General features: G+C 49.0%; 11 protein-coding genes. 4 read left to right on the top strand and 7 right to left on the bottom strand.

The features are described from left to right. Positions 1 to 25 precede the first annotated feature (25 nt). Positions 26 to 517, top strand: a complete 492-nt coding sequence (locus LU290_RS02410; RefSeq protein ID WP_277808973.1) for an aspartate/glutamate racemase family protein — start codon at positions 26 to 28, stop codon at positions 515 to 517. 143 nt (positions 518 to 660) lie between these two features. Here LU290_RS02410 and LU290_RS02405 read toward each other — a convergent pair whose 3' ends face one another. Together LU290_RS02405 and LU290_RS02400 are read right to left on the bottom strand one after the other, a co-directional pair. Then, on the bottom strand, positions 661 to 951 hold the full coding sequence (locus LU290_RS02405) for a YeaC family protein (protein ID WP_277808972.1): 291 nt from the start codon (positions 949 to 951) through the stop codon (positions 661 to 663). A 10-nt stretch (positions 952 to 961) separates the two neighbouring features. After that, a complete protein-coding gene (locus LU290_RS02400) occupies positions 962 to 1,936 on the bottom strand; it encodes an NAD(+) kinase (protein WP_277808971.1) in 975 nt (324 codons plus the stop codon). Positions 1,937 to 2,159: 223 nt separating this feature from the next. Here LU290_RS02400 and LU290_RS02395 point away from each other — a divergent pair, with 223 nt between their 5' ends. Further along, positions 2,160 to 2,882, top strand: coding sequence for a Bax inhibitor-1/YccA family protein (locus tag LU290_RS02395; RefSeq protein ID WP_277808970.1), 723 nt, complete (start codon positions 2,160 to 2,162; stop codon positions 2,880 to 2,882). Positions 2,883 to 3,007: 125 nt separating this feature from the next. Here the strand turns inward: LU290_RS02395 and LU290_RS02390 are convergent, their stop codons facing one another. Then, on the bottom strand, positions 3,008 to 5,584 hold the full coding sequence (locus LU290_RS02390; protein ID WP_277808969.1) for a heavy metal translocating P-type ATPase: 2,577 nt from the start codon (positions 5,582 to 5,584) through the stop codon (positions 3,008 to 3,010). A 257-nt stretch (positions 5,585 to 5,841) separates the two neighbouring features. Between LU290_RS02390 and mrcB the strand changes: the two genes are divergently transcribed. Further along, entirely contained in the window at positions 5,842 to 8,226 is a 2,385-nt protein-coding gene (gene mrcB, locus LU290_RS02385; RefSeq protein WP_277808968.1) for a penicillin-binding protein 1B, read from the top strand. Positions 8,227 to 8,288: 62 nt separating this feature from the next. Here mrcB and purH read toward each other — a convergent pair whose 3' ends face one another. Together purH and prmA are read right to left on the bottom strand one after the other, a co-directional pair. Continuing rightward, the gene (purH, locus tag LU290_RS02380; RefSeq protein WP_277808967.1) at positions 8,289 to 9,887 is read right to left on the bottom strand and encodes a bifunctional phosphoribosylaminoimidazolecarboxamide formyltransferase/IMP cyclohydrolase; all 1,599 of its coding nucleotides are present in this window, start codon (positions 9,885 to 9,887) and stop codon (positions 8,289 to 8,291) included. Positions 9,888 to 10,301: 414 nt separating this feature from the next. Continuing rightward, on the bottom strand, positions 10,302 to 11,231 hold the full coding sequence (gene prmA, locus LU290_RS02375; RefSeq protein WP_277808966.1) for a 50S ribosomal protein L11 methyltransferase: 930 nt from the start codon (positions 11,229 to 11,231) through the stop codon (positions 10,302 to 10,304). A gap of 286 nt (positions 11,232 to 11,517) precedes the next feature. Here prmA and LU290_RS02370 point away from each other — a divergent pair, with 286 nt between their 5' ends. Next, the gene (locus LU290_RS02370; RefSeq protein WP_277808965.1) at positions 11,518 to 11,820 is read left to right on the top strand and encodes a CopG family transcriptional regulator; all 303 of its coding nucleotides are present in this window, start codon (positions 11,518 to 11,520) and stop codon (positions 11,818 to 11,820) included. Between the two features lie 78 nt (positions 11,821 to 11,898). Here LU290_RS02370 and sppA read toward each other — a convergent pair whose 3' ends face one another. Then, positions 11,899 to 12,945, bottom strand: a complete 1,047-nt coding sequence (gene sppA, locus LU290_RS02365; RefSeq protein ID WP_277808964.1) for a signal peptide peptidase SppA — start codon at positions 12,943 to 12,945, stop codon at positions 11,899 to 11,901. Positions 12,946 to 13,112: 167 nt separating this feature from the next. Continuing rightward, positions 13,113 to 15,563 (bottom strand): ComEC/Rec2 family competence protein, encoded by a 2,451-nt coding sequence (locus tag LU290_RS02360; protein ID WP_277808963.1) that lies wholly within the window; start codon positions 15,561 to 15,563, stop codon positions 13,113 to 13,115. Positions 15,564 to 15,578: the final 15 nt, after the last annotated feature.

Below are 15,578 nucleotides of genomic sequence, written 5' to 3'. Positions count from 1 at the left end.
ACACAAATAATTAAAAAGGCATTTTATGAAAAAACTCATCGGTATTTTGGGCGGTATGGGACCTATGGCAACCGCTGATATGTTTTTAAAATTTATCCACTCGGCAGGGGCGACAAGCGACCAAACGCACATTCCGCTCATCATTTCGTCCATTCCCGATGTGCCTGACCGCTCGGCATTTTTGTTAGACAATGGAGCTGACCCCTACCCTTATCTCTTTGATTATACCCATAATTTAGTCAAAGCAGGGGCGACTTGTATCGTCATTGCTTGTAACACCGCTCATTATTGGTTTGACAAATTGCAAGCCGATTTCCCAAAAACTACCTTTTTATCCATGATTGTCACAGCGGTACAAACGGCACAAAACAGCGGACAGGCGCACATCGGCATTTTGGCGACCAATGCGACTTTGGCGACCAATTTGTACAAAAACAAAATAGAACAAGCAGGACTGACCTACCTTGCCCCAAATGACAATCAAGCGGTAATGGACAGCCCGCGTAGGTTGGGTTGAGGAACGAAACTCAACAAAATCAATGAGTTACACCAAAAATGTTGGATTTTGCATTCGCTCAACTCAGCCTAAGAGCCTAAGCCTACGAACTGTGTCGCTTATAAACCAAAAAAGGACGAGTCACTTCGTCCTTTTTGTCATGCTTAATCTTTAAACACCACAGGGCGCTCGGCATTGGGATAATGATGCTCATGCTCGACATCGCATTCCTCACCCACGGTATTGCCCTTTTTGTCTTTTGGCTTTTCGATGTAGCCTGTGCGTTCTTCGCTTGGTAAGTATTCATGCTCCCAGACCATCACCGCCTGCATGCAAGTTTGGCGCTGTTCGTCGGTCAGGCGTATACCATTTTCCCATTTGCCAATCTCAATGGCGGTGCGAAATTTGGCGACGATTTCAGGGGTTAGGCTATTTAGAATGTCTTGTTTGTTCATGGCTGTCTCGTTAAGTTTTTAGGGCAAATTCTTCGCTGTATAAATTCCAATTTAACTTGGTGCGGCACGCCTCATAAAAATTATAACTTGGCGGATGCAAGAGCAGCAAGGTCTTATCATGCTTAGAAATCAGCAAAGTCTGATCATTATCCAGTGGTGCCGATGCCTTGCCGTCAGCGCCGACCATTGGCTGTGTGCGGTTATCCTTATGAATGTTGATGGCGATCTGACTGCTGCCTGCCACCACCAAAGGACGGCTCGACAGCGTGTGCGGATGCATGGGCACAAGACAAATGGCGTCGATGGTCGGATGAATGATCGGACCGCCCGCTGAGAGCGAGTAGGCGGTCGAGCCTGTGGGGGTGGCGACGATGAGACCATCAGCGTGCTGGCGATAGACGGGTGAGCCGTTGATGTGCAGCTCAAAGTCGATGGTATGCACCGATTTGCCTGCGTGTAGCACCACATCATTGAGCGCCACATCCTCATGAATGACGACATCGGTCGGTCTGCCATGTTCGTCATTTTGTACGATTTTAAAGGTCAATAAAAAACGATCCACCAGCCAATAATCGCCATCTAGCACTTGAGAGACACGCTCGGTCAGCTCATCAGGATTGACATCCGCCAAAAAGCCCAACCGACCACGGTTCACGCCCAGTACAGGCACATCTGTCCCTGCCAGCACGCCTGCCGCTTGCAGCATGGAGCCATCACCACCCACCACGATCACAAAGTCGCAATGCTCGCCCATCTTTTGGCGTGGCACGATCTTAAACTGATGCCCATCCACCTGATCAAAGTCGATGTGCAAGCCCTCGATGGCGGCGGTCTCGGTGTCAATGATGATGGACAGTTTGCGGGCATCCAAAAGCGCAATGAGTTCATTTAAACTCTCAACCACGCTACTTTTGCCAGCACGACCCATCACACCAATGCGGCGAAACGGTGGGCGCTTGGGGTGATTATTGATGAAATTTGACATAAAAATCAGCGAAAAAATAAAGCATATGATACCAAAAAACCCAATCTGAGTACAAGCCAAGTTTTGATGATGGGCATCAATTTGCACACCAATTACTTTGCATATCAATTACACAGCAAACCCCATCAGCCCTATCGCCAAACATGCAAAGCACTTGATTTTTCAAAAATCTGCCTTATAATCATAAAAATCATCCAGATATTTGTATTTTAAGGAAAATTTTATGGCAAATCCTATCATTAGCCGCACCGAGCTGGCTGTCGGTGGCGTCGCCATGACGGTCGGTGGCGTGGTTAGAAAAAGTGCATTTTTATTGGCATTGGCTGCCGTCTCTGGTTTTGGCGTGTTTTTTTATGCGCTCATGGGCGGCATTTCTACCAGCATGCTTTATCCACTGGCATTGGTGGGTCTGTTTGCTGGCATGGGTTTAGGTCTGGTCAGTGCTTTTAAGCCACACCTTGCCAAGACTCTTGCTGTACCGTATGCGCTTTTTGAAGGCGTGCTACTTGGGGCGTTTAGCACCATCATGTATCTGCGCTACCCAAGCGTGCCACTGTCTGCCCTATCGGCAACTTTCATCACGGCTGCGGTCATGCTGACGCTATACACCACAGGCATCGTCAAGGTGACTGAAAAATTCCGCTCAATCCTAACCTCAGCGATCATCGCCATTGGTATTTTATACCTAGTGCAGCTAGGGTTTAGATTGTTCGGCTCAAGCCTGCCGCTGTTGTTTGATGGTGGCTTGGTGGCGATTGGTTTTAGTGTGTTTGTGACCATCATCGCCTCATTTAGCCTACTTCTTGACTTTGATAATGTCGAAAAAGGCGTGCATTACGGCGTATCGCAAGAGTACGAATGGACTTACAGCATCGGCATTTTATCGACGCTGGTGTGGATGTACATCGAATTTTTGCGTTTGATTGGCTATCTACAAGACGACTGATGTTTGACATTAACATTCAAATACAAAAAAAAATCGCACTCTCATGGGTGCGATTTTTGCTTTGGGGATAGTCATCTTGGTAAATAAGCAAGCTTTAAACCTGAACTTACTAAGAAAATCACAGCTCATCGCTTTAATCGCATGGCATTTGCCACCACAAGCAAGCTGGATAAAGACATACCAATCGCCGCAAGCCAAGGCGGTACATAGCCCAATGCCGCAGGAATCAGCACAAGGCTATTATAAGTCAATGCCCAGCGTAAGTTTTGACGAATGATTTTGCGAGTTTTGCTTGCCAATGCCACCGCTTGAGAGATTGCCGTCAATCGTCCACCCAATAGCACGCTGTCTGCCGACACCTGCGCCAAATCTGCCGCCCCTGCCATCGCCGTAGAAACATTTGCCGCTGCCAATACAGGTGCGTCATTGATGCCATCGCCCACCATCAAAACGCTCGCCCCTGATGATTGTAAGTCCTTGATATGACGGACTTTATCTTCAGGACTTAGCCCAAAATAAGCCTGCTTAATACCCAAAGTTTTCGCCACTTCTAGGGCATTTGGGTTGGGGTCGCCCGTGAGCATGATGGGCGTAATATTTTGGCATTTTAATTCATCAATCATCTGCTTTGCGTCTGTACGAATGGCATCATTAAAATAAAATCTTGCCAACACCTGCCATTGACCTTGCACAAAATGCGACAACAGCACCGACACATTCGCCTGATATTCGCCCAAATTTTCCACCAAATCAGATGGCAACTCGCCAGCCGGCTGTACAAACTGCTGATGACCGATACGATACAGCACGCCGTCAATTTGCCCTTCCACACCGCCTGCCGTATGGTGCATGACTTCTTTGACCGCAGGCAAATGTAGCCCATGAGCTGCCGTCAAAATCGCTCGTGCCACAGGGTGTTTTGAGCCAACTTCAAGAGCGGCAGCGATTTTTAAGCTCGTCGTCTTATCCAGCACACTCACCGTATTCAAAAGATTCGCCTGCCCCAGTGTCAGCGTTCCTGTCTTGTCAAAGCACGCATAAGACACTTCTGAGAGCGTCTGAATCGTATGTCCACGAGTCGCCAAAAACCCATGCCGTGCCAAGCGGTTGGTCGCCACCGTCAGGGCAATCGGCGTTGCCAGCGACAACGCACACGGACAAGTCGCCACCAGCACCGCCACCGTCGCCCACAGCGCTTCACTTTTATCAATAAACCACCAAACCGCAAACACCAAACAAGACAGCACCAGCACACGAGCCACAAACCAACGAGCCATACGGTCGGCATCTTGGGCGATTTGTGGCTTTTCGCTCATCGCACGGTTCATCAGGCGGTCAATCAGGGCAATCTGACTGTCATCCACTTCTGCCGTTACGAGCATCACAAAAGGCTGACTGTCGTTTTGTGAGCCACCCACCACGACATCGCCACAGCGTTTGACAATCAAATCACTCTCGCCTGTCAAAAGACTCTGCGACACGGTCGCCGTATCAGACAGTAGCACGCCATCAGCGACAATTTGCGAGCCTGCATGAATGGCAATGACATCGCCCACTTGCACCGACTGAGCCAGCAGTTTGTCTTGGTTTTGGCTGTTTTGATTGGGGAAATTTGCCTGATGAGCCTGCCACCACGCCTTGATGACGGACGGCTTATCTTGGGCGGTGCTGGCAAGCTGTTGTACCAAATTGGCATCATGAGTAAGTTTTTCTACCAAAATCGGCTCAATCACCACCAAATCCGATGCCATGCTTGACGCTTTTAGGCGGGCATTTTGCTCAATATAACGCCCTGCCAGCAAAAAGAAAATAAACATGGACACCGAATCAAAATACGCTTCGCCACCACCTGTCAAAGTCGCATACACGCTGGCACTAAAAGTGGTAATCAAAGCAATGGACACAGGCACATCCATATTGACCTGCCGAGCCTTGATGGCATTCATCGCTGACGCAAAAAACGGCACGCCTGCATAGAACATCACAGGAATGGTAACAAACAACGCCACATATCTTAAAAAATCACGATGCTCGAGCAAAATCCCAGAATACTCCCCAAAATACATACCAATGGAGAACATCATCGCCTGCATCGCCCCCAAAGCCGAAATGGCAAGGCGAATGAGCATTTGCTTATTTTGGCGTTTGAGCATGGCTTCGTGCGTGTCTTGGCGATAAGGCTTAGCATCATAGCCCACCGAATGCACCACTTGCAAAATCTGCCCAATGTCGCAGCGACTTTCATCCCAATTCACTCGCATTCTTTGCTGGGTAAGATTGACCTGACAAGCACGCACCCCTTCTAAGGCTCTAAGGCGAGTCTCAATCAGCCAAGTACACGCCGAACAACGCAAATTCGCCACCGACAATTCTGCCGTACTGCCGCCATCTTCGGCATAGACAAATTGAGCCTTGATGTCGTCATGATTATAAGCATCAAAATTCATCGCATCAGGCAGGCTGGCGGTCGGGCTGATTTCACGGCGGTCTAGGTAATACTGCTCAAGCCCAGATTCTACGATACTTTGAGACGCAAGCTGACAGCCCAGACAGCACATGGGGCGTGGTTTTTGAAAAATGGTCGTATAAAACGGCTCTTTGGGCAAAATCTCGCCACAGTGAAAGCATGCCCCTTCTGGTGGAAGCACTAAGGAATGGATAATTTCATCAGTATCAATGGTGGCATCATGGCTTGCGGTCATCGTCATCGTTCCGATAAATTGTTTTGCTTGGCAGGCGTTATCAATACCCCATATTATAGCACAGTTGGCGCTTGTGCGCTTTATGCTGATTGCCGTTTGCTTGGCGTGTACAATATTGCTACCATCAAACCAACTATTAAGCCAAACTTACTGACAGTTAGCATTTCATAAAAAGCTGCCAAAAGCGTATTTTAATGCTTGCCAAAAGCCTGACAAATCGCTAGTATGGAGCATCTTTTGAAATCAAATAACATGCTATGCCTGCGCAAAATTTTCCAAAAAACACGCCCAAATCATCACAAAAAGGCTTAGTGATCGGCTTTATTTTGCTCATCATGATGATCGCTGCGATGCTTGCCTTTGGGCTGTATGCTTTTTATTTAAACACCACCATCATCAACAAGTTTGAAAACCGCCGCTGGGACATTCCTGCCACCGTCTATTCTCGCCCGCTTGAACTGTATCCCAATGCACCGCTAAGCCAAGGCGATCTTGAAACATGGCTAAAACTGCTCAATTACAGCCAGCGCTCATCATCGCAAGGCGGCTACCAAAAGTCAGGCAGCACCTACACCATTCACACGCGTGGCTTTGACTATGGCGGCGGCGATGTGGAAAATAAACAAACCATACAGATAAGCTTTGCCGATGGCAAAATTGCCCGCCTAATGACCAGCCAGCCCACCAACAAAAGCGTGCTGCGCTTGGAGCCTGTCAATGTCGGCGGCATCTACCCACAAAACAACGAAGACCGCATTTTATTAGAAAAAGGCAGTGTGCCACAGCCTTTGATTGATGCGCTCATCGCCACCGAAGACCGCAATTTTTATCAGCATCATGGCGTGTCGGTGCGTGGTACGGCTCGTGCGATTTTGTCCAACATCTCAGGGGGCGAGCGTCAAGGTGGCTCGACCATCACCCAGCAGCTCATCAAAAATTTCTACCTAAATTCTGAACGCACACTCAAACGCAAAGCCAACGAAGCCATCATGGCACTTTTATTGGAGCTGCACTACGGCAAAGATGAGATTTTATTGGCTTATTTAAATGAAATCAATCTGGGACAAAACGGCAACCGCTCGGTGAATGGCTTTGGCATCGCCGCACAGTTTTATTTCAACAAACCTTTGTCGGAGCTGAGTTTGGATCAATATGCGCTGCTGGTTGGCATTGCCAAAGGTTCAAGCTACTACAACCCCAGAAAGCACCCAAAGAGAGCTTTGTCTCGGCGCAACACTGTCTTGCATAATATGCTCATCACTGGCAAAATCAGCCAAAGCCAGTATGACGCTGCCAGCAAAAAACCGCTTGGCGTGGTCAAAACACCGACCATCGCTAAGAGTCGTTTTCCTGATTTTTTTGATGCCATCTCTCGTGAGCTAAAAGCGTATTATAAAGAAGAAGACTTACAAAACCGAGGGCTACGCATCATCTCAACGCTAGACCCCATCGCCCAAAATCACGCCACAAGCGCCATCACTCATGGTCTGTCATCAAGCCTACAAGGCGCACTCATCAGCGCTCACCCTGCCACAGGCGAGGTGGTCGCCATCGTCGGCAGTCGCAGTGATTTTACAGGGTTCAACCGAGCCATCGACGCCAAAAGACAAGTCGGCTCGCTGCTAAAACCCGTGGTGTATCTCACCGCTCTACAATCAGGACGCTACAATCTGGCAAGCAGCGTCGATGACAGCCCGATGAGCTACACGGTAGGCGCTGATACTTGGACACCAAAAAACTACAGCGGCATCTCACACGGCAGCACACCTTTGATGACGGCACTGGCGCAGTCGTACAACCAAGCGGCGGTCAATGTCGGCATGGAATTTGGGCTAGACATTTTTTATCGGCAGCTCAATGCGCTTGGCGTGGACGCACCGAGCTCCAATTATCCATCGGTGCTGCTTGGGGCGGTGGATTTGTCGCCCATGCAAATGCTTGGCATGTATCAGATATTCGCCAATGGTGGCGGTGCAGCTCCCCTGCACACCATCAATAAAGTCATCGACGATAAAGGCAGAGTGCTACAAAACAGCGACAAACGCACTCAAACTCGCCTATCGCCAGAGGCAAGCTATCTCACCAACCACGCCATGCAGCAGGTGTTCAAACACGGCACCGCCAAAGCAGGCAACTTCGACCCAAGTCTCAATCTGGCAGGCAAAACAGGCACGACCAATGACGGACGAGATGCGTGGTTTGCAGGGTATAGCGGCAACTATGTCTCGGTGGTCTGGGTGGGTCGAGATGACAACAAACCCGTCGGGCTGACTGGCAGCAAGCACGCCCTACCCATCTGGCGAGCTTTCATGCAGCCACTCAAACACACCCCTGTCAATCTGTCGCAGCCTGATGGCATTGAATGGATGTGGCTGGATAATGGCACAGGACTACTATCTACTGAGGGCTGTCAAAACGCCCTATGGCTGCCCGTCACCCGCCAATACGCACCCCACGACTTCGGCTACTGCGCCAGCAATCTACTTTATGAAGAGGCGCTGAACGCACGCATAGAATCTTTGGGTGATCAGCTGGTGATTTTGGACAATGAATACACCGAACCATCTTTTGAAGCTGCACCACAGTGGTCTGATGGCACGCCTTTGCCCGATGACTCCCAAGAAGACTTTTTTACTCAATAACCCAAAAAAAAATACCGCCCAAAAAATGTTGAGCGGTATTTTTATGGCTGTCAAGTAAGCAATCAATGTCTAAAATGACGCATGCCTGTAAACACCATCGCAATGCCGTGCTCGTTGGCAGCGGCGATGACTTCTTCATCACGCATAGAGCCACCAGGTTGGATAATGCACTTAATGCCAGCACGGGCGGCGTTATCAATGCCATCACGGAATGGGAAAAAGGCATCTGATGCCATGACCGCACCGACCACTTCCAGCCCTGCGTGTTCTGCCTTGATGCCTGCAATGCGTGCCGAATTGACACGGCTCATTTGCCCTGCACCGATACCGACTGTTTGGCGGTTTTTGGCATAAACGATGGCGTTGGATTTGACATATTTGGCGACTTTCCACGCAAAGATCAGATCGTCAAGCTCAGCATCGGTCGGAGCTTTTTCGGTAACGACTTTTAAGTCCGCCTTGTCAATCATGCCCAAGTCTTGCTCTTGTACCAAAAGTCCGCCATTGACTCGTTTGTAGTCAAATTGGGCGGTGCGTTCGTTGATGTTTGGCAACTCGCCACAAATCAAAAGACGCACATTTTTCTTACTCGCCACGATTTCTGACACACCGTCCGCCACGCTAGGGGCGATGATGACTTCCACAAATTGACGGTCAATGATGGTTTGAGCGGTCTTACAGTCAAGCTCACGGTTAAAGGCGATGATACCACCAAAAGCAGACTCTGGGTCGGTGGCGTACGCCAAATTATAAGCATCCAAAATACCGTCCAAAGACACTGCCACACCGCATGGGTTGGCGTGTTTGACAATCACGCAAGCAGGCTTAGCGAATGATTTCACGCATTCCAAAGCAGCGTCCGTGTCAGCGATGTTGTTATAAGACAGCTCTTTGCCTTGAAGTTGTTTGGCGGTAGAAATTGACGCTTCTTTTGCATTTTTTTCTACATAAAAGCCTGCTGTTTGGTGCGGGTTTTCGCCATAACGCAAGTCTTGGGCTTTGATAAATTGCGTGTTAAAGGTGCGCGCGTATTGGGTTTTCGCAGTGGCGTCATCAGACAGGTTTTCGCCTTTGTCAAGCAGTCTTGCTCCCAAGAAATTGGCAATCATACCATCATAAGCGGCGGTGTGTTCAAAGGCTTTGACCGCCAAATCAAAGCGAGTGGCGTCTGATAATTGACCGTCTGCTTGGATTTCTGCCAGCACTTGTTCGTAGTCAGCAGGACTTGTGATGATACCAACAAAGGCGTGGTTTTTGGCGGCAGAACGCACCATCGCAGGGCCACCGATGTCAATGTTTTCAATGGCGTCAGACATTTTGACGGCAGGGTTAGCAACCGTTTGGGCGAATGGATACAAATTCACCGCCACGATGTCGATGCGATCAATGCCATGCTCGCTCATTACGCCATCGTCCGTGCCACGGCGACCCAAAATGCCACCGTGAATTTTTGGGTGCAAGGTTTTGACACGACCGTCCATCATCTCAGGAAAGCCTGTGTGGGCAGAAACTTCAATGGCGTCAATGCCAGATTCGGTCAGAAGTTTGAAAGTACCGCCTGTGGATAAAATGCCAAAGCCTGCTTGTGCCAAGCCTTTGGCAAACTCAACAATGCCTGCTTTGTCTGAGACGGACAAAAGTGCAAAACGCTGAAAACTCATAACATCACCTAAATAATGAATAAAGTGTAAGTTATACCAACCGAATGTTAAAGTTGTCACAGAATCATGTGATTGGGTAGGCTGGGTTGAGTGAAACGAAACCCAACAAATTCAAAGACTGGCACCAAAAATGTTGGGTTGTGCTCAATTCCCCAGCCTACAAAAGCTGCATTACTTTATAAATTCGGTAAGTGTAATAGACGGCTGTTTGTTACAATTTGTCAAAAATTGTAACCAAGCCCAAAGGCAAATGATAGCATTTTTGGCGGATTTTATAAAGTCAAAATCGGTTTTTATTTTTGATGAATATGCCGACTGGCTTGATATTAACCATAAACCGCTTGCCAGCCTTGACATTACCATAAAAAATCCGCTTTTATACCTGATAAAAGCGGATTTTTATGGCTTTTGAAATTAGGCTACTTTTTTGGTACCTGAGAGTCTGTGCCAATGGCTGTCTTCTGGCTTGTCATAATTAAATGCCGCATCCAAGGTGAAAAACGGCGTATAAGCGTCAATCACCTCTTGGGTTTGGTTGGTGATGAGTCCCGCCAGCACGATAGAACCACCGTCTTTAAGCAGGGTGCTAAAATACGGAGCAAAGCTGATCAAAGGCTTGGCAAGAATGTTGGCGGTGATGGTATCCACAGGCTCGCCATGCTGTTTGCGGTATTCTACAAACTCTTCTGGTAAAAACACCTGCAAGCGGTCAGTCACGCCATTTAGAGCGGCATTTTGTTTGGTGGCAAGAACAGCTTGCGGGTCAATATCCACCGCCAAGACGGATTTTGCACCCAGTAGCAGAGCCGCCACACCAAGCACACCAGAACCGCAGCCGTAGTCAATGACCACTTTATCGGTCAAATCTTGTGCTGACAGCCAATCAAGACATAGGCGAGTGGTGGCGTGATAGCCTGTACCAAAGGCAAGACCGGGGTCTAGGATCAGATTGATGGCGTCTGGGTCTGGTGCGTCCAGCCATTCTGGGATGATCCATAAGTTGCCTGCACATTTGACAGGCTGATAATGCTTCATCCACTCACGAGACCAGTCTTTGTCGTCAAGGCGTGTCGTCCAAAAACGAGTCGCTCCCACTTGGGCGGCGATGGTGCTTGCCATGCCTTCAAAGTCCGTGCCGTCAAAGCGGTCATCAGAATTGGTATCAAAAATTGCCGTCATCACGACATCTTGCCACAGCGGCTCTTCCCCTGGCATGGGTTCAAATAATGGCTCATCGCCTGCGTCTTCTAAGATGATAGACACCGCTCCTTCTTCGTAAAATAACGCTTCGGCAAAGTCCACTTTATCTTTTGGGCATTGTAAATGCAGTTGTTGCCACGACATAAGACACCTTTAAAATGATTAAATGAAGTTAATACAGCCCATAAATAAACACAATGACACCATCACAAATCAAAACAGCGTCATTAAGGTTTTTAATGATTTGCATTTTGCGGTCATTATAGCAAATTTTACCGATGAATGGCGGTTTAATTCACCGTCGCCACCCATAAAATATGCCAGAAAATATGCCTGAAAATCACAAATTATTGCAAATGAGCGGTTAATTTTTCTCAAAAAATGTGATAAAATAAAGGCCAATCAAACCTTTAAAAAAACCAGTATTCCCATGATTTCCCCAAAAATTAAAAACAAATTTTCCAATCACCCAGAAATCATCATGCGCCCCATCCATCTTCGTCTGTCCGAAGAGATCATCGGTCATCTTGAAGAGACGGCTGGCGCACACGGCTTCAACCGCATTCAGGGCTTGATTCGCCTGTACATTCGCCAAGGTCTTGACCGCGATAATTGTAATTATAGCTTGGCTGATGATGTGCTGTTTATCGAAAAACTTCGTAAAAAAGGCGTCAGTCAAAAAATCATTGACGAGGCGCTTGCTGATGTCAATAAAAATTGCGATTTGGGCTGATTGCCATTCGCCAATCTCATAAAAAAAACACCCAATCAATAAAAAAACGCACCGATAAAAGTGCGTTTTTTGTGGTCATCATTTCATCGTCTGCTCATCATCAAGCAAACCAATTTTTACGCCCTGACCCAAGCCCTTGCCGACCTGCACACCAAAGCGGTCAAAAAACTGCTTGACCGGATCAATGTAGCTGTAATTCACCTGCGTCAAATCCAGCTCTTTTTCAAGTTGGCTCATGCCACCGATTTTATCAGCAAGACCCAGTTCGACCGACTCTTTACCTGTCCAAAACAGCCCTGAGAAAATCTGGCTTTCATCAGCATTTTTAAGCTTGTCGCCACGACCTTCTTTGACTGCATCGATGAAGTTTTGATGTGTGGTATCGAGCAACTTTTGTACATGCGCACGCTCGGTCTCACTCATCGGGCGGGTCATCGACAAGATATCTTTATACTCGCCTGCGGTCATGGTGCGGTCAGCGATACCCGCCTTGTCAAGCAAACGCTCAATGTTGTAGCCTGACATGATGACACCGATGGAGCCGACCAAACTTGATGAATTGACCCAAATCTCATCAGCCGCCGAAGCGATGTAATACGCACCCGATGCACCCGTATCGCCGATGACGGCATAGAGTTTTTTGTCGGGGTGTTCTTTTTTGAGCTGCATTGCCATCTGCCAGACTTCGTCAGACTGCACAGGCGAGCCACCCGGAGAATTGATGGCAAGCGCCACCGCTTTGGCTTGCTCATTTTCAAAAGCTTCATTAAGAGCGCTGTTGATATGGTGCGCACTGGTCTCGCTGTTTGCCGAAATTGCCCCACGCACATCGATCACCGCCAGATGCGGCTCACCGATGCCCATGGGTGCGCCGCTTGACATGCCAGCAGGCGTACAACCACGAGTCAGCATCAGCACAAAAAACACCACATAAGCGAAAGTCAAAAGCTTAAAAAATATGCTCCATCGGCGAGCTCGGCGCTGCTCTTCGACGCTTGCCAGCATGGTCTTTTCGATGATCTGCCACTCAGGCGTCTGTGGTGTAAGATGCGTGGGCTGCGTCTGATTTGGATTGGGGTTTGGGTTGGGATTTGAATGAGGGTTGGGGTTTGGTGGCCATGCCATACGCTGATCCTTATGGGCTTTTTAAAATGCAATGAAAAATGGATAATCAAGCATACATGGGTCGTTTATACAAAAATTCAATGGCAAATGAAGTAAAATATGGGTTTTTATCAGGTAGTTTAAAGATCAAGCCTGATTAATCGCAGCTGATTAAAAAAGCCACCCCACTACCAAGGCGTCGCTTTAAACACCTGCTGCAATTCATCGTCGTCATGCGCCAAAGAATGCGACAGCCACAGCCCATCATAAACGGTCGCCCGAGCAGCGATGGGGGTATTTTCATCTTGACAAATCCACTGCCAAAGCGTCCAAGTGTTTTCATGCATCGCAGCATTGATGATCACACGGCGCACGCCATCCAAGGGGACGGGCGCATCGAACGTGGCATCTTGCGTGGTATTTTGCACATCATCAATGCGCTGTATGGGTTTTTGGCTGCTAAGCTCAATGCTACACCCCCACACCGTCTCATCAGCGATCTCACGCCAGCCTGTCAGCGCTCGCAGCGACAGCTCGCCATCTTGGTGTACCCACCCTGCCTGACAGTCCTGCGTCACCAGTCCACTTAAAGCCACTGTCTCACGCCCCGCCTGCCAATAATGCAAAACAGGCACTTTGGCATGAATGTCCGCCACCATCTTGGGCAAATGCGCACTTGGCGTCTGCACCACCACCCCTGTCAGCGTGCGCACACCCTGACGACGCAGCGCATCGATCAGCATGTCACCATGAGTCAGACTTGGCGACTTCATGCCAAAGTCGGATAACAAAAGCCAAGCCGCCCCATCGCTTTTGATAAGCACCGCCTGCATCGCTCTTTGATCGGTTGGCACCACCCAGACCGTCGTCGCCTCGCTGTGCTGCACAAACAGCTCATTTTTTATAAGCATAAGACCTAGCACCGCCAGCGGCAAAATCATCGCCATCTTTGGCAGACCCTTATAAATCATGGGCAATAAAGCCATCACAAACAGCACAAACCCTACCGCCCCAAATGGCGCATAGAGCCAAGAATCACCCAATAAAAACAGCTCAAATGCCTCATGAAGCCACGCCAAGATGGCAGACGACACCGCCCATAGCGCATCAGCGATGGCAGGCGAGATGGCAAATACCACGCCAGCAAGCAGATTGACTGGCACAATCACCGCCCCAAACAGCCCGACGGCAAACAAATTGACCAGCACGCCCCACAGCGACACCTTACCAAAAAACAGTAACGACAAGGGCAGCATGGCAACAAACAGCCAAACTTGCAGTCCCACAAGCTGCCTGACATCTTGCCAAAGACCCAAAGCGCCAGTCGCACCTTGCATGAGCGCCGTCTCATAGCGCATGAGCAGCAGCACCGCCACAAAAGACAGCCAAAACCCCGCCTGCCACAGCACATAAGGGTCAAGCCACGCCATGACCAGCCCCACCAAAAACAATATGGACAAATTGGACAAAGGCAGCACCAAATACCTTGCCAATGCCAACACGCCAAGCATATACACCGTACGCACGGCAGGCACATCAAAGCCAGTAAACAGCGCATAAATCACGCTCGCCGTCACCATCACGGCAAGCCGCACCTGCCATCTTGCCACGGTCATATAAAGACTGGGATAAACTTTGTCAATCAGCCAAGTGCCAAGACCTGCCAACATCACCGCCAAAAACACCACATGCGTACCAGAAATCGCCAATAAATGTGAAATCCCTGCCAGCTGATACAGGTCTTTTGTTGCACGGTCTATCAGCGCACGGTCACCCGTCAAAAGACTCAAAGTCACCGCTTTGGCTCTTTGGCTTGGCGTATCCATCTGATGCCAGTCGGTATAAAAATGCGCTCTTAGTGTCTGACGCAGCCCTTGTAAATAACCCTCAATGCCATCATGACTCACTGGCGTGACAGCATCGATGGATAAAATGCGTGCGGTTGCGTGAATGCCTCTGGTGCGCAGCCAAACATTACTATCAAAACCACTGGCGCTTTTTGAAGTGGCGATCGGCTCAATTTGCAAAGTCATGCGAGCGTGCGTGTTTGGCAGCAGCTCATCAAGGCGCTCTAAATCCTTGGCTTGGCGTGCATTTGCCATCAAAAGCACCGTCATGCCGTCTGGCAGCCGACCGTCCAGCTGACTGTCATCAGGCATATCTGGCACTGACATGGGCGCCGTGTCATTTGTGGCAAAAGGATTTTTCAGGCGGGTAGCGTCAGCGTGCAGATGCGCCACTGGCACCAAGTCATCGATGAACGCCTGCTGACGATAAGCCGCCCCCAAAAGCTCGTCATACACGCTGTCACTGATTTGGCTGATGTGCACATTTGCCGTCACCGTATAGGGCTTGTCCACGACAAACTGCTCAAATTGATGATGCGCCATCATCGCTCGCAGCCCAAACAATGTGATGATGACTAAAATGACAAAGGCGCCAAACACACGCCGAAAAAAAGACTTTGACATCCTGATGGTCAGCAGCACGCACGCCAAAATCAAAAAAATCGACAGCACCTCAAACGACCAAGGGGCAAGAATCTCTTGTGACATCGTATCGCTTAGCACCACTTTTGGCATGAGTGCCAGCACCCCAAGCATGATGGCGATGATGACGATACTGATGACGCTTAGCATGACCCCTCCTAAAAC

Source organism: Moraxella nasibovis (assembly GCF_029581575.1).
In the GTDB taxonomy this organism is placed as follows: Bacteria; Pseudomonadota; Gammaproteobacteria; order Pseudomonadales; family Moraxellaceae; genus Moraxella; species Moraxella nasibovis.
The sequence above is the reverse complement of the archived record's forward strand: the minus strand, read 5'-3'. Positions and strand labels throughout refer to the sequence as shown.